The following is a 15,041-nucleotide window of genomic DNA, read 5'->3' as shown; positions in this document are numbered from 1 at the left end:
GATCGGATGAACCTGATGAAGAAGGCCTTTGAAGAAGCAATGGGCAATCCCAAAATGAGGAGGAAGCTGAAGGTCAAAGCAGTGCTCTCTTTGATCCTCGTTGTAGGTTTCCTGGGAGTTGTGTTCATCACCGTTGGGACGATCATTGCGACGAAAACGGGGAGCTTCATGGGGATGACAAGGCTGGATTTCCTCCAGCTCAGGGCTAGATACGGATTGTTCATGATGGTTCTGATATTCCTGCACATCCTCATGAACAGGGAGATACTAAAGCTCGAAGCCAAGCTTTTGTTCTCCTGAAAATTCCTTCAAAAAACTTATTTAAGCCTACACCGAAATTCCTTTTTCATGTACAGAGAGAAGTACAACAGGCTCGGAGAGAGATACGAGGTTCTCGAGATTCCACTCGATAGGTACTTCAATCCCTTGAGGAAGAAGGCGGTGAGCCTAGCTCAGGGAAGAACGCTGGAGGTAGGAGTGGGAACCGGGAAAACACTTAAGTATTATCCTAGGAACGTTGAGCTTTATGCAATAGATGGTAGCGAGGAAATGATAAAGATTGCCAAGAGGAGAGCCAAAGAGCTTGGACTTACCGTGAAATTCTTCGTTGGAGATGTCGAAAAGTTGCCATTCCCGGATAACTTCTTCGATACGGTAATTTCCTCCTTCGTCTTCTGTACCGTCCCAAACCCCAGGAAGGGGATGGAGGAAATAAGGAGAGTTCTGAAGCCCGGCGGGAGGGCAGTTTTCCTGGAGCACACAATAAGCGATAGCGATCTCTTGAATTTCATCTTCCTTAAACCTCTTGATCGGATTCTTGGCTATCTGATAGATGACAGCACGCTAAGGAGAACTTACGATCTAATTAAAGAGTTCTTCGATGTTGAGCTCGAAGAAAAATACTACAGGGGCATTGTGAGGCTTGTAGTGGGAAGGAAAGGCTAGAACCAAGAGCGTGGACCGAAAAAGGGCCTTGGCCTCAGGAAGCTCCTAATTAGCATGATCACGACTAGGGCTATTACGTACGGGGCAGCAACTAGGAAGAGCTTGAAGAGTATGCACAGCATTGCGACTAGTAGTATTACGTCAATCAGCCAGTACAAGCCGCCAAATGGGGAATAAGGGAAAAAGCCCCTTCCGTAACCTCTACCCATGCCTCTTGGCAACTACCTCACCACCAGCCGTACAGCCATCTCAGGGTTCTTCTGCTTGGCATTCCTGTCCATGGACAGTAGCCCAGTCTTGCTCCCCAGCCTCTGCCTCCTCTGCCCCAGCCTCTTCCCCATCCTCTTCCTCTACCCCAGCCGCGGCCCCAGCCCCATCCTGGGCCCCACCAGTAGTAGGCTGGAGCTACTGGGGTTGCAGGGGCTGTTGGGGTAGCTGGAGCTGGAGCAACTGCAGGTGCTGGAGCGAATACCCTGGGCTGGGCTGGAGCTCCCTGGGTGACCATCTTAACTGCATCCTCAACCTTCGTTCCTGGGGCTACCGTGTAGAGCCTTATTCCAGCTGCCTGAATTGCGCTCATTGCGTTTGGCCCAACTTGAGGAGCGACTATTGCCTCTACCCCTTCATTTATGAGCGTTTGCACAGCTAGTGGGCCTGCGCCACCTGCAGCTGTAGCAGCTGGGTTCTGGATTACCTTAGTATTCGTAATGTTTCCGTTCTCGTCAACGTCAGCAATCAGGAAGGCTGGAGCTCTCGCAAATACAGGAGCGACAGTGTCCTCCAAACCCCCACCATTCGTTGGAACCGCAACCCTTACCATGGTCACCACCAATATTTTGTGCATATGCTCACAAATATAAAGTTTTCGGTTAGCCTAATTCCATAAAGGTTATATCATGCTAACCATGATTAGCCTAATGGTGGTTAGCATAATGGTAATTATCGAGCGTCGCGATCTTGATAATGTTTTGAATGCCAAGTGGTTACTCCTTTATGGGAGGAGGAAAACGGGAAAAACATTCTATGTGAGGGAAAAGGCGGATTATTTCAAATACTTCCTCGTAACTACGGGAGGCTCAATAATTGAGCTTAAGAGCAACGAGATATACTCTTTTAGTGAATTTATACGCCTATTGCCTCATTTTCTTTCCCAGGGTAGGATAGTAGTTGATGAATTTCATAGGCTGAGGGAACCATTTTTCTCACTCCTCCAGGGCCTCTCAGGTAAAGGGAGGATAATCTTGATAACGTCCACTAGACACTACTTCAAGAGGATTGTAGGGAGCAGCAGTCCCCTCTTGGGCCTCTTTTATATTAAAGAGGTAGGACTTATAGATCCTAGGGATGCCCTTAGCTTCATTGACAGATTAGGCTTTGAGAGAAAGTTAGCTGTAGAATTAGCGGTTCTAGCCCAGGAACCATGGCTGGCCCCTGCGATTGAGGCTCTTGGGGAGAACGTTTTCTCTACATTTGGAGATTCTCTTCGACAGACCGTTCCAAGCTTGGTTGGAGAAATCTTTAGAGAGGAGGAACGGGAGCTAACTAAGAGGTACTGGGCAATATTAGAGGCAGTTGCCGATGGAAAATCGGGAGTTGGGGAAATTGCTAGAGAGCTGTATTCACGAGGCCTCATAAATAAGGAAACGAACAGTGCAGTGACTCCGTACTTGGAGACTTTGATTGAAATGGGCCTCTTAGAGAGGATTAAGATCTTTGGAAAGAGAAGAGCTACTTTTAAGTATAGGCATATTTCACCAGTAGTGGATTTCGCGTACTACCTCAATGCTAAATACGGCTTCTTTGAGACTGAAATTCCTGAAGAGACCGTCAAAAGGTTGCTCGAGGAGAGAATGCCTCAGTACGTTGAGGTGTTCTTTGAGAGGTTGCTGGCTAGGGAGTATTCCCTCCAGCCCGTTAGGATAGAGAAACCTGAACTGGAAATTGATGTGTCTTTGGTTAGGAACAGAAAACTGTACCTTGTAGCTGAGGTTAAGTGGAAAGAGAAGATAAGGGAAAGGGACATTAGGAAGGCCGAAGACAAACTTGAAAAAATTGAGGCCAAGAAAAAGGTACTGATAGTCCCCGACAGGAGGGCTCTTCCAAGGATGCCTGAGGGTTTGGATGTCATTGACTGGAAGACTGCGTTGAGTTTTACTACTTACCAGACCTCCTCCCCAGGATCTGCTCGATAATTAGTCCCATAACCATGACGAAAACCACCGTTAGGCTTAGCCTTGCCAACATGAACTTTGCACCTAGAAACTGGAGCTCCACTAGTTCCTGTGGAATCTTTATGCAGGCCCAGGCCGAGAGGAATGCAACGACACTGGCAACTCGGGCGCCTTTCTTCAGCAGTGAGGCAGCTATCGGAAACGCCACGTAGAGCGGGCCCGTGGGGAAAGCTCCAATTAGTATCGCCAAGAGCATGCCCTTAAACCCTGAACTCCTCCCGAGGTACTTGACTATCAGCTCGTCTGGAACGAATACCGAGAAGAGACCCATAAGTATCATTACGGCTGGCATTATGAGGAGCATCTCTACGAGGAAGTTCTCTGATGCAGAGAAAACAGGAGCTCTCTTTTCCGGGTGCATCATTAGCAGAATGGCCGTTATCAGCGCCACAACCCCAAGGAAAATTATATCACGCAGGAACGCCTTTTTCTGGTTCTTCATTGCCTTTCCTGGGGTACCGTTCGGCCTCACAGTATCACCCCCACCAAGATGCCTATTATCAAAGCCATGATGAAGCTCAGCACGTTCCTGAGTACTGCGAACTTCTTCCCCAGAATCCTTATCTCGAGGGGCAGGGTAACGAAGCCTATCATCGTCAGTGTGGTTATGAAGACCGCGACTGACGTCACTGAGGCTCCCTTCTCAAGCAGAGAGGCCGCGAGTGGAAAGGCTATTAGCGAGGGGATGTGGAGTACCGCACCAAGTGCTCCCACTATCAAAATGCCCTTAAATCCTGCTTCTTGCCCCACTATTTTGGAGATTGTCTTTGGGGGCACGAATCCGGACATTAAGCCTATAATGAGGATTATTGCCAGCATCGTCGGCAGAATCTTGATGAACGACATAACTGCGATTTTTAGTGCATGCTTTGTCTTTTCCCTGTCCTTTCTAAGACCGAGAATCAGGCAGATAACGGCGAGGGCATTTATGAAGAGTGTCGTTGTATTCATGCGATCCCCCAGAAACATGAAAATCGTATGTATAAAAAATCACTTGTAAGCCTAGGAAGGATTTTTAAATGTTAGGCTGACCTAATTTTCGGTGGTGCAAATGAGATGCCTAAAAGTTGCGTTCGGAATGGAGGACGATGAAAAGCTCATAGACGCTCACTATGGAGACTCAAACTTCTTTGCGATCTACGAGATCTGTGAGGACGGTAGCTATAGGTTGCTGGAAAAGAGGACGAACAAAGCGAAGGAGATGGAGGAAGAAGATGAGGGCCATGGAGACCCCAGGAAGTTTAGGGCTATAATTGAACAGCTTAGAGATGTAGATGTTTTGGCAGCATTCAGAATGGGTCCCAACTTCCTGAGGATAAGGGATCAGAGCGATAAAGTGGCTTTCTTTACGAGGACTAGGGACCTAAAGGTTGCACTTCAGAGGGTTATTGAGAACTTTGATGAGCTGTGGAAACAGGTTCAGGAAAAGAAGGGCATTCAAAGGAACATGTAGCAGGCTGTTCTCTGATTCTGGTTGGTATTTTTATTTGTTTTTGTGGTCGTAGGTTTTGTTTTGTGGGCCGTTTACATTCGGCCTTAAAGCTAATGACTTCCCGTCTGAGGTGGCCAATAACCCCAATGTGGATGGGAGTACGAGGCCAACCACACCTGTTGCACTATAACAGGTAGCAGAAACGGTTCTTGACCGTTATTATCTTTTAAACCTCAATGATTGTTCCAGTTCTGACACTAACGAACTTCTCCTTGTACTTCCTCTTTACGTACTCCTTCGCCATATCCCCAGAGCAATGGGCTGGAGCAATTAACTCCGTCATCTCTGCTAGGTTATCTATCCTCCATAGGGGAGGAGAGTGGAAGCCTCCTATAACTAGATACGCCCTCTCGTAACCGCTAGCTTCGAGGACTGCTCTACTCAGCCTATCAACCCCAGGATGGCTGCACCCCACTATAACTACTAAGCCCGAACTCGTTTCGATTCCTATTGCGTGCTCAAAGTTATCAAGGGCTCCAGAAGTGTAAACCCTCTTATCAATTTCCCCTGGGCTCATAACCGGAACTGGATTGAAGCCCCACCTCATTGCCATTGGCATCCCTTCAAGGGGAGCATAGAGCTTTAGTCCGGGATTCAGCTCCGCAACGTAGGGTAAACCTCCATAGTGATCGTAGTGCCAGTGACTCAGCACGGCGAACTTCAGCCCTTTAAGCTCAACTCCGAGGACTTTGGAATTGTACGCCAGAACTAAAGGATTCGTGTCGGCATCGAACAGTATTTTCCCGGCTAAGATGCTCCATCCCCAATCATTTTTCAAGCCCTTGGAGGGAACGTTGTCGTTGAGGACTACGAGCTTCATGAAGCGATATAGGACCTTTGAACTTTTAAGCTTGAGGAGAAAATTTATAAGCAACTCACCAACTCAAGCATGCGGGGGGTTAATAATGGTGAGGCTCAAGGCGATCATTGTTAAGGATAGGGACGGCGAGGAGTTCCTCAGGTGCCCAAGGTGCGGGATGGTGTTCAAGAGGAGGAAGGACTACATAAAGCACGTTAACAAGGCTCACGGCTGGCTCTTCGGCAGGGGCAAGCCAAAGGGGAAGAGGCTCAAGAAGAAGTACGCCAAGCTCTCTCAGTGATTTTAATTTTTGATGATGAAACAGCCAGGACCCTGATGGGATGATGAATGGTGGGCTTAGCTGATGTCCCTGTTGCCGTCCTCTATTCTGGCGGCAAGGATTCTAACTACGCTTTGTACTGGGCCGTCAAAAATGGATTAAACGTCAGGTTCTTGGTTTCAATGGTGAGCGAGAACGAGGAAAGCTACATGTACCACACCCCAAACATAAACCTCACAGACCTGCAAGCCAAGGCCCTTGGAATACCCCTCGTGAAGGGATTCACCACAGGAGAAAAGGAGAAGGAAGTTGAGGATCTAAAGAGAGTCCTTGAAGGTCTCAAGATTGAAGGAATTGTTGCTGGGGCTTTGGCAAGCAGGTACCAGAGGGAGAGGATAGAGAGGATAGCCAAGGAACTCGGGCTTAAGGTCTACGCTCCAGCATGGGGTAGAGATCCTGAGGAATACATGAGGGAGCTTGTTAGGATTGGCTTCAAGTTCATATTCGTTGGGGTTTCTGCTTACGGCCTAACCCAGGAATGGCTTGGGAGAGTAGTGGATGATGCCATTATAGATGAGCTCGCGAAATTAAGAGATAAGTACAACATTCATGTGGCGGGGGAGGGTGGAGAGTTTGAGACCTTCGTTCTTGACATGCCCTTATTTAAGTACAGAATAGTAGTTGATGAAGCCGAGAGAATTTGGGAAGGTCTCTCTGGAAAACTACTGATAAAGAAAGCCCACCTCGAGCCTAAGTAGCCAAAGAACTACCCTTGGGTTTGAGTTTCATGTTTGTTAAGGATAATGAATATTTATCCAGTAGTAGATCCCAAGGAACGATGAGGGGCGAAGTTAGGGATGTTAGTGAGGATGGTCTTGGCATGCTTGAAGGTATACTGTTGCCATTTGCGTATCCTGGGGACGTAGTGGAAGTTGTGAAAACTAGAAGAAGGTTCGGAAAAGAAATTGGAGAGTTTACACTTCTTAAATCTTCTTCTCTTAGGGGAAGACCCAAATGCATGCACTTTGGAAGGTGCGGTGGTTGCCTGTGGCAGGGGTTGAAATATAGGGAGCAACTAAGGCTCAAAGCTGAGCTCTTCGAGAGAATAACTGGAATCAACGCGGAGATAAAGCCTTCCCCCAGGATATACGGCTTCAGGAATATCACGAACCTTATAGTTACCGTTAACGGGGTTGGCATGAAGGAGTTCGCGAGGCCGAAGACCGTCGTTCCCCTAAGGGAGTGCCCCGTCTTCTCCAAGGACTTTCCTATTTATGTGGAGGCGATAAAGGAGTTCCTCAGAGAATCCAAGCTTAGGCCGTGGAACTGGAAAGAAGGGGAAGTGCATTACGTTCAGATAAGAGAGATGAAGTTCACTGGAGAGGTAATGGTCAATGTGGTAGCTCACCTTGAGCCAACCGAAAGGGTAAAGAAAATCCTTGTAGAGGCATTTGACTTCGTAGACTCAATATATTGGAGCGTTAAAAGGGACAAGAGAGATGACCCCAGGGGAGTTCCGATCCGTATTCATGGTGAGGAGTTCATCAAGGAGCTTATTGAGGGGATATACTATTTTATTCATCCCTCTTCCTTCTTCCAGACTAATAGCTATGCCCTGTCACACCTTCTAAAGGTGGTTAGGGACTATGTTGAGGGAGAGAAAGTTCTAGACTTGTACTCCGGCATAGGAACTTTCTCTCTGTACTTAGCGAGTGAGGGTTTTAAAGTTAGGGGAGTTGAGATTAATGAGTTTTCAGTTTCTGCGGCAAGAAAGAGCGCTGAATTTAACTCACTTGAAGTGGAGTTTAAGGTTCAAAATGCAGAGAATGAAAATTTGTCTGGTTATGATACCATAATAGTTGATCCACCTCGGAAAGGTCTTGGATATTTTGCAGAGAAAATAGTAAGAGAGGGTCCTGAAATACTAATTTATGTATCTTGCAATCCTAAGAAGTTCGTTCTTGATTATCAAAATTATCTTGCTAGAGCATACAAAATTAGAGAGGTTATGCTAGTTGACATGTTCCCGCATACACCACACGTTGAGGCCGTAATAAAACTTCTTAAAAGCTAAATTTCGAATTTGCCAATTGTTCTACTCTCGGACTAGTTTTTAGATTTTATGAGGGGTTTTCATATACCTACATTTTGCAAATTTTTTAAGATGAAGTAGTGACTATATGTTATGTTATATAAAGCAATTCCTTGATATGGTGTTTTAGATCAAGGTGGTCTATAAATGTCTATGTAATCTCCTGTATAAAATATTGATTAGAATTCAATCTTTCGTTCATAATCCTTATATAATGTTCAGCCTTAATATTATTGATATTGCAGGATATGTAGCAGGTATAGCAAATATTTGGATAATACTCACATTGATGGGGTGGTATTAACATGTCCAAACATGAGTTAAAGAAAAAGGTATATGTTGTCATTATATTTACATTTGTTTCAGTAATAGCACTTGTCAGTGCAGCAGTATTCGTTTATAGAGGAATGACCACAACGATAAACGTTGGAACTTCAACGTCGGGGGTATCTTGTGTGGGATTTTTCACAGCTGGTGATGCCCCCAATCTACCCTCTGCAGGAACAAACGCAAATGCCCAGACTTATGGGACTAACACAATTTCAGTTACTAAAGGTAGTGCAGTATGTACTACTGCTGGTGGAGATACACTTTATGATTCGGTAACGATAACAGTTCCGATAACAGTTGGAACTTGGTATATAAAGGATGTTGTTGGATTTGGAAACCTTGGAGGGCAGACTGTTTATGTTTGGCCAAAAGTGGTATCTACCCTGGGTTCAACTTCAGCGATCTCAGGATATGTAATGATTTACAATGCTTCTGATGGCACACTCATAGCGAAGATTGATGTAAAGACTGGGAGCATAATCTATGGTACAACCCCCATAACAATGAATAATGGGACAGCTTGGCAAATTGATATCAACCTAGAGTACTCTGCAACTGCAACTGACTCCTTCAAACTAGCATTCTACGTATCACAGCAATCAACTGAACAACCAAGGTGATGAATAAGTGGTTATAGCCAATAAGCGATCTCTGTTACTTTTTCTTATTTTCGGTTTTCTTGTATTTACCCTTATGGGCAAGCTTATAAGCTTCCCAATAGCCTTAATAATAGTCTCTGATGCTCCTGAGTATAGGCTGGGTATTGGCGAAGCCACATACTTGAGGAATGTATCGGCTGGAAATACCGTCCTGGCTTGTATGGACCTCTTTCATACTGCATGTATTTCCGGCAAAGTTATTACGAATTTGGGAGATTCTTTAGTACTGCATTCGCTTGGAGCTAACCAAGAGGTAAATATTAGAAAGGGCAATATAAAATACGTTCTTGTGGCTGATTTTCCGATGTGGGTATTGGGTATCTTGCTAATCCTTTTATTTGTCATCGTTATAAGGGAGTTTCCTAGTGTAGGGTCTATGATTATAGTGTACACTACTCTGAGTCTTGGCATCCTTGGTGCTTTTTATGTGCCTCAATGGGAGCTCAAATACGAACCTCCCACTCCTGAATTCGGTGGGTATAAGATAATATACAACCAAAGCCTCCTTGTATTTGACGTCTATATTACCAACTCAAAGCTCAAAATGAACATTGAAAGTGTAAGTTGCGATGTTTGGGAATACAAGAACGTTACTTCGTGGGTCAATGGAAGCAAGGTCTTCATAAAGCTGCCTTCTGACATATTTTTAGAAGTGTATAAGGAGAGTGAAGAGCGCATTAACAAAACATCTTCCACTTTGATTACTAAAGGGACTCTATCATTTCTCGTTAGATGTGACATGAAATTGAACCATGGTAATTTAAAATTGAAGTTCCCAGTAAGTGTAGTGCTTGAAGATTTAGCTCTTAGAAATATCAATGGAACGATAATTTTGACAAATCAAAATCCAATTCCGATACCCGTTTATGTGGAATTCATAAAAACTAACGATATCTCAACAAAACTTATCTGTAGCAAACGTGTTATTCTGCCAGCATTTTCTTCAACACAGCTATATCCTTCAAATGGTACAAAGTGTAACAATGCTGATTTTATAAGAATCAATTATGTTCTATGGGGTTTGAAAAGGGGAAAGGGGGTAAAGGTAAAATGAGGAGATTAGATCTAAAGAGTGTGATAATTATTAATATTGGCATTACATCAGGTTTATCTCTAGTTTCTCTGTTCTTCCCCATAGTCCGATTTGAAGGGTATGCAGTCTCCGGGATGGTTTCAATGATATCATCCAAGCTCTCATACTTTGGAACTTCTGTTGAGTTTAAGGCACTTGACGCTACCTCTTTTTTATCAGTTCTTGTGCTTGGCAACATAATACTAACGTTCGTCTTTTTAACTTTGTACTGGATCCGAAACTTAGATAAATATTTAATCCTCGCTTTGCTTGCTAATCTTTTAATGTTTTCGATTTTAATGTCCCTCATAAGACTGACAGTTGATGATATATTGCCTGTTTTACTTCCTCAATTGAAAGTTTCTGGAAGTGGAGGAGTCTTGTATTTCAATGAACCTGTCATTACATACACTTTTATGTATACACTCCTTTCAAAATTTAGGTTTATATACTGGATATTTTTCTTGAGTCTGATGATTCTATTTGGCTATTTATTAGGGGATTATTACAGGATATGGGGTGAACAGAATGGATAAAATAAGGGGGTTTATACTGATAATCCTCTTAATTTCATTTGTTATGGCAACCGTATTCACTGAGCGTATCTTATATGTCACGATATCTGTTGATACTCCTGTGCTGTGGCTCTCTGGTCAGAATACTACTCAAACTGAAGTGGACTTAAGAGATTACAATACAACAGCTATAATCTATGCAAACTCTACATTCCAAAGAGTAGAAAGATCTGCTGTTTTTGCGGATACCTTTGATAGTGATCCTTTCGTTTCTGGAGCTCTCATAAATGTTACGTGCGCGTGGCAGTATAACTCAACAGGGAAGTTTGTATATATCACCCAAACTTCTTCACCAACGGGGAGTGGTGAATGCATAGCTTATGTTCCAAAACAGATTCTGGGGAGTCCAATATTTATTGGGGTGGTTTCGAGTATTTTAGATGGATACGGCTATTCTGATGTTGTGCTGTTAAATAGTACCTTCGATGGTCTTTATGCCTATGGAATTTATAGAAATATAAACGGTAGTGCCCTTTATGATAATTTTACTCTTAACATTGATGGTAGATACTCTGAAGTTTATGGAACTATTATTGTCACGGCAACGGGGGCTGGTACTATAACGTCCAATGGAGTTACTCTGTATTCTGTATCCCCCGGAGATGTTGTCGAATTTGATATATCAGATTACCATGACGGCTCTACAGGGACGGGATATTTTGCTTTATGGATAAATAACTATGACGGGACATTATCATTCACGGATATTTATGTCATTAGTGTTAAGGTCAATGGTAATGTCGTAGCCACTAATATGGATGTAAATGCTAGTTTTACAGTTGATCTCACGAATATAGTCTCAAATCTTACAATTCACGTGAATTCAACACCTGCAGGATGGACTCAGCTAGATTGGGCAGGCTCAAGCATTATATATGGTACTGATAACAGTGAGATATACATATACAATACTTCGGCATCTCCTTCAAGAGAGCTTAATTTTGCCCCCCAGAGCGGAGGATCTAGTGCTTATTATGCGGCTCTTGCAACTGGAGTGTCAGTAAATGGGACCCTTTATGGGGGCTCTGCGAGTGTTGTCTCTGGAGGGGAAATAAGAAGGTATAATGGGACATGGACAACACTAAATTCGACTTACTACAATATTTCTACTGGAAATTGGTATAGCATGCTGGGAAACTATTCTTTAGGCGATCATAGCCTAAAGGTTAATGGAACATTGATAGTCGGACCAGTTTATGACAATGTTATATCCCCTACATACGCCGCCATTGGCTCTTACTACCTTTCAGGTACACTAAATGTCAGTTTTGACAACCTTATAATAACTGTAAACAAAAGCCCTGAGTACGTATACTTTACTAATCTTCCTCCAAATTGGAGCGTCTCAATTTTGGTAGAGGTAGGGACCACTCAATATAATGTGTCTTCTGCCACTGTTGATTCTTCGGGAGTTGCCAAAGTTCCAATATCTCTTCCTGCGATAATATCCTGTCCTACAGGCAATCCTAAGGATTGTACATTCATAGTAAACGGTACAAGTCTCGGAGGCACTGTGTATATAAAAATAGCAGACCAATACGGGAATACGGTAACTCTTTGGAATCCCCCAGATAACACCGTCATTGGAGGAGATGTATATGCATTTAAAAGTGAGCTAATATCCTTGGACATTTGGAGCGAACCCGCTCAATCCGTATCCTTATGGCTAAAGCTAGTATCAACTAACTGTAGTGGATTTGAATGGTTCAAATTTAGAGCATGGATAGAAAATACAAGTGAGAGAACATCTGAAATATTAATAGAGGGTGGAGTTACTCTCAATGACACAACAACATATCTTCAAACATCTGCGTCTTCAACAACGATCATAGGCTATATTAAACTTGAAGCATATGTAGTTCCGGGGTTTACGTGTGAAGTTACGCTTAATCAGTACTACAACTTCAGCGCTCCTGGAGTCTTTGGCGGAAATAGGGTGTACCTAGAAATTAAAGGCTCTTAGTAAGTTAAATTTTTAAGCGTTAAGATATTGGTTTAAACATGCGAAAGCTAATAATTCTAGTACTGGTCAGCTTAGGCTGGATATTCAATTACTCCCACAGAATGGCAGTTCCTTCCCTTGCACCTCTAATAAGAGATGATCTTCATATTACAAATGCTGAGATAGGCTTGTTGATGACGTCCCTACTCTTACCTTACGCCTTAATTCAGGTTCCCGCGGGATACATTGGAGACAAAATCGGGAGGAAGAGGTTGCTCGTTCTCAGCATACTTGGTTATTCTCTATCGTCAGCGTTTATAGTACTCACAAAGGATTATTGGGACATGCTCATCGTTAGATTTATCTACGGATTATTTGCCGGATTATATTATGCACCAGCAACTGCCCTAATAAGCGAGGTCTTCAGGGAGAAGAAGGGCTCGGCCCTTGGATTCTTCATGGTTGGTCCCGCAATAGGGACCGGGGTAACCCCACTAATAGTCGTTCCAATAGCTCTAACCTTTAACTGGAGGCTTTCATTCTTAGTTCTCTCACTTATGAGCTCCTTTGTCGCGGTTTTGCTTGCCTTTGCTGTAAGAGGAGAGGTTTCTAAGCCTGAAGTTGTGAGGTTTTCAATCCCAGGAAATGTCTTCCTCTTAAGCCTAGCAAATTTCCTGGGCCTTGGAGCGTTCTTCGCCCTTCTAACTTTCTTGGTTTCGTACTTAGTCTCCCAGGGAGCTAGCCTTGAAAAAGCTTCTGCAATGTTCTCTCTGCTCTCGATGATAGGGATTTTGGGCTCCATTTCGGCTGGCTTCCTTTACGATAGGATAGGGAAGGTCAGCGTTTCTCTGGCCTTTCTTATGAATGCTCTCTTTACATTCCTTATACTTATTTGGCCGAATCCAATCCTTTTAATACCTCTTGGCTTCTTCCTTTACTCGGTTGGTGGAATAATAACTGCATACACATCAGAGAAGGCTGGAAAGGAAAACTTGGGGGTTGTCATGGGTTTCGTGAACATGGTCGGGTTTTTTGGAGCTACAATTGGTCCCTACGTTGTCGGAAAGCTCATAGATATCGCAGGCTACAAAAGGGCGTTATTGCTTGTCCCTCTAGCGTACTTAGTTTCGACACTTCTGATATTCTTGGATATGAGCCCTCGTCATCGAGGTACCGGGCCGTCATCGTTCCCTCGACCCAGGCTCTCTGAGGACCCATTCGAAGTCTGAAAGGTCAAAGACCAAGAAACCTCTCTCCTTAAGCTTTTCCTTTTCCTTGATCCCTTTTCCGATTATTCCATAAAACTTTTTCCCTTTAACGTTCACCCTTTCGCTCTTTTCAATTAACTCCTTCAGTATTTTTATTGTCTCTCTATAGTTAAGAGTCCTCCATTTAACCTCAAAAAATGCTGAATTTCCAGTTAAACTGTTAATTGCAACTATATCAATCTCCTGTTCCTTATCCCACCATCTTCCTATCTTGGTGAACTTGAAGGGCAATTTCTTTCCATTTATCCTTATTAGAAACTCCCTGCACACCCTCTCAAAGACCTCGCCGAGGTACTTGTTGAAGTCCTCTTGGAGGTCTGAGAATGTTATTGCCCCTATTTCAATATCGTCCTTATATGGATAGACGAAGCGAAGCCAGAACTTGTAGTAAAAGTCCTTAACTCTGTATATTCCAAACCTCTTCCTCTCCCTTACCGTCACCGGAAACTCCTTGTATATTAGGTCGAGCGTTTCGAGAACTTTCAGGTACTTTGGAAGGTTCGTTACTGCGACTTTCGTCTCGTTTGCAATCTCCGTTAGCTTAGTTTTTCCATCGTTTATTGCTTTCAGGATGTTAAGATATGTCACCGGCTCTCTGAGCTCGTCCTTGAGCAGTCTCTCAGCGTCCTCATAGAGAACGCTGACTTTGTTATAGAAGTTCCTCTCTATGTTCTCCTCAACCATTAGTGAGTCGTCAAAGTACTGGAGATACGCGGGAATACCGTCTATTACACCATAAACTTTTACGAGATCCTCCCACGAATACTTAGGAAACGCCTCTCTGAGGTGAAAAAAGCTTAGAGGGGATAGCTTTATCTGGGCTGTTCTTCTCCCGTACAGGGGATTTTTATAGCTGAGAAGGCTTTCCATTGTGGAGATGGATGACCCTAGGAGTATTAGCATTACCTCTGAATCTTTCAATATTTCGTCCCAGATATACTGGAAGAGTGAGGGGATTGATTTGTCCTCCTCAATCCAATATGGAAACTCGTCAATCACGACAACTATCTTCCCGAACTTCTTAAGCTCCGCGAAGAACTCCTCCAAACTTTCAGCCTCTATGAACACGTTGAACTTCCTGTTGAAGCTTTTTATTAGCCTGCTGATTTCAAGTTCCATTGGCTCCTTCCGCGCAAGGAAGTAGAAGCTTTTCTTATCCCTTATGAACTGTTTAACTAGCTCCGTCTTTCCTATTCTTCTCCTTCCGTAGATCAGAATTAGGTGAGTCCTACTTTCTTTGTACCTCTTTTCTAGCTCTTCCAGCTCAAACTCTCTGTCGATAAATTTTAATACCATAATATTAAATATTATGTTATTAAATTTAAACCTTCTCATCAAAGCTTATTAATCCCAAAG

Annotated in this window: 18 protein-coding genes; 12 read left to right on the top strand and 6 right to left on the bottom strand. The window is 43.6% G+C overall.

Features of this window, described 5'->3' with window-relative positions:
- The first annotated feature begins 6 nt into the window (after nucleotides 1–6).
- Together A3L04_RS06990 and A3L04_RS06985 are read left to right on the top strand one after the other, a co-directional pair.
- A complete protein-coding gene (locus A3L04_RS06990; protein WP_068578236.1) occupies nucleotides 7–300 on the top strand; it encodes a hypothetical protein in 294 nt (97 codons plus the stop codon).
- Between the two features lie 48 nt (nucleotides 301–348).
- Nucleotides 349–945 carry a class I SAM-dependent methyltransferase gene (locus A3L04_RS06985; RefSeq protein WP_068578235.1) on the top strand — a complete coding sequence of 199 codons (597 nt, stop codon included), beginning with the start codon at nucleotides 349–351 and terminating at the stop codon, nucleotides 943–945.
- On the opposite strand, the gene A3L04_RS06980 is transcribed toward A3L04_RS06985, so the two are convergent.
- The gene (locus A3L04_RS06980; RefSeq protein ID WP_068578233.1) at nucleotides 942–1,166 is read right to left on the bottom strand and encodes a hypothetical protein; all 225 of its coding nucleotides are present in this window, start codon (nucleotides 1,164–1,166) and stop codon (nucleotides 942–944) included. The genes A3L04_RS06985 and A3L04_RS06980 overlap by 4 nt on opposite strands.
- Before the next feature lie 5 nt (nucleotides 1,167–1,171).
- Nucleotides 1,172–1,765 (bottom strand): NifB/NifX family molybdenum-iron cluster-binding protein, encoded by a 594-nt coding sequence (locus A3L04_RS06975; RefSeq protein WP_068578231.1) that lies wholly within the window; start codon nucleotides 1,763–1,765, stop codon nucleotides 1,172–1,174.
- 97 nt (nucleotides 1,766–1,862) lie between these two features.
- On the opposite strand from A3L04_RS06975, the gene A3L04_RS06970 reads away from it, so the two are divergent.
- Nucleotides 1,863–3,137 (top strand): AAA family ATPase, encoded by a 1,275-nt coding sequence (locus A3L04_RS06970; RefSeq protein WP_088859139.1) that lies wholly within the window; start codon nucleotides 1,863–1,865, stop codon nucleotides 3,135–3,137.
- Here the strand turns inward: A3L04_RS06970 and A3L04_RS06965 are convergent.
- Both A3L04_RS06965 and A3L04_RS06960 read right to left on the bottom strand, forming a co-directional pair.
- A complete protein-coding gene (locus A3L04_RS06965) occupies nucleotides 3,100–3,648 on the bottom strand; it encodes a permease (protein WP_231963768.1) in 549 nt (182 codons plus the stop codon). The two genes, A3L04_RS06970 and A3L04_RS06965, sit on opposite strands and share 38 nt — an antisense overlap.
- Nucleotides 3,645–4,127, bottom strand: coding sequence for a permease (locus tag A3L04_RS06960; RefSeq protein WP_068578228.1), 483 nt, complete (start codon nucleotides 4,125–4,127; stop codon nucleotides 3,645–3,647). Before A3L04_RS06960 ends, A3L04_RS06965 begins: the two co-directional genes overlap by 4 nt.
- A gap of 100 nt (nucleotides 4,128–4,227) precedes the next feature.
- Here A3L04_RS06960 and A3L04_RS06955 point away from each other — a divergent pair, with 100 nt between their 5' ends.
- On the top strand, nucleotides 4,228–4,629 hold the full coding sequence (locus tag A3L04_RS06955; RefSeq protein WP_068578225.1) for a NifB/NifX family molybdenum-iron cluster-binding protein: 402 nt from the start codon (nucleotides 4,228–4,230) through the stop codon (nucleotides 4,627–4,629).
- A gap of 205 nt (nucleotides 4,630–4,834) precedes the next feature.
- Here the strand turns inward: A3L04_RS06955 and A3L04_RS06950 are convergent, their stop codons facing one another.
- Nucleotides 4,835–5,488, bottom strand: coding sequence for an MBL fold metallo-hydrolase (locus tag A3L04_RS06950; protein WP_068579584.1), 654 nt, complete (start codon nucleotides 5,486–5,488; stop codon nucleotides 4,835–4,837).
- A gap of 85 nt (nucleotides 5,489–5,573) precedes the next feature.
- Between A3L04_RS06950 and A3L04_RS06945 the strand changes: the two genes are divergently transcribed.
- The 8 genes from A3L04_RS06945 to A3L04_RS06910 all read left to right on the top strand — a co-directional run bounded on the left by A3L04_RS06945 (nucleotide 5,574) and on the right by A3L04_RS06910 (nucleotide 13,646).
- Nucleotides 5,574–5,768 carry a C2H2-type zinc finger protein gene (locus A3L04_RS06945; RefSeq protein ID WP_068324533.1) on the top strand — a complete coding sequence of 65 codons (195 nt, stop codon included), beginning with the start codon at nucleotides 5,574–5,576 and terminating at the stop codon, nucleotides 5,766–5,768.
- A 47-nt stretch (nucleotides 5,769–5,815) separates the two neighbouring features.
- Entirely contained in the window at nucleotides 5,816–6,505 is a 690-nt protein-coding gene (locus A3L04_RS06940) for a diphthine--ammonia ligase (protein ID WP_068578223.1), read from the top strand.
- An 80-nt stretch (nucleotides 6,506–6,585) separates the two neighbouring features.
- Nucleotides 6,586–7,821 carry a 23S rRNA (uracil(1939)-C(5))-methyltransferase RlmD gene (gene rlmD / locus A3L04_RS06935; RefSeq protein ID WP_068578221.1) on the top strand — a complete coding sequence of 412 codons (1,236 nt, stop codon included), beginning with the start codon at nucleotides 6,586–6,588 and terminating at the stop codon, nucleotides 7,819–7,821.
- 323 nt (nucleotides 7,822–8,144) lie between these two features.
- Nucleotides 8,145–8,789, top strand: coding sequence for a hypothetical protein (locus A3L04_RS06930; protein WP_068578219.1), 645 nt, complete (start codon nucleotides 8,145–8,147; stop codon nucleotides 8,787–8,789).
- 73 nt (nucleotides 8,790–8,862) lie between these two features.
- Nucleotides 8,863–9,882 carry a hypothetical protein gene (locus tag A3L04_RS06925; protein ID WP_157895691.1) on the top strand — a complete coding sequence of 340 codons (1,020 nt, stop codon included), beginning with the start codon at nucleotides 8,863–8,865 and terminating at the stop codon, nucleotides 9,880–9,882.
- Nucleotides 9,879–10,436 (top strand): hypothetical protein, encoded by a 558-nt coding sequence (locus tag A3L04_RS06920; protein ID WP_068578215.1) that lies wholly within the window; start codon nucleotides 9,879–9,881, stop codon nucleotides 10,434–10,436. Before A3L04_RS06925 ends, A3L04_RS06920 begins: the two co-directional genes overlap by 4 nt.
- On the top strand, nucleotides 10,429–12,438 hold the full coding sequence (locus A3L04_RS06915; protein ID WP_068578212.1) for a hypothetical protein: 2,010 nt from the start codon (nucleotides 10,429–10,431) through the stop codon (nucleotides 12,436–12,438). The genes A3L04_RS06920 and A3L04_RS06915 overlap by 8 nt, the downstream gene beginning before the upstream one ends.
- Before the next feature lie 38 nt (nucleotides 12,439–12,476).
- Nucleotides 12,477–13,646, top strand: coding sequence for an MFS transporter (locus A3L04_RS06910; protein ID WP_068578211.1), 1,170 nt, complete (start codon nucleotides 12,477–12,479; stop codon nucleotides 13,644–13,646).
- Here the strand turns inward: A3L04_RS06910 and A3L04_RS06905 are convergent.
- Entirely contained in the window at nucleotides 13,599–14,981 is a 1,383-nt protein-coding gene (locus A3L04_RS06905; RefSeq protein WP_068578209.1) for an ATP-binding protein, read from the bottom strand. The genes A3L04_RS06910 and A3L04_RS06905 overlap by 48 nt on opposite strands.
- Nucleotides 14,982–15,041 lie beyond the last annotated feature (60 nt).

The sequence above is a fragment of the Thermococcus chitonophagus genome, assembly GCF_002214605.1.
In the GTDB taxonomy this organism is placed as follows: Archaea; Methanobacteriota_B; Thermococci; order Thermococcales; family Thermococcaceae; genus Pyrococcus; species Pyrococcus chitonophagus.
The sequence above is the reverse complement of the archived record's forward strand: the minus strand, read 5'-3'. Positions and strand labels throughout refer to the sequence as shown.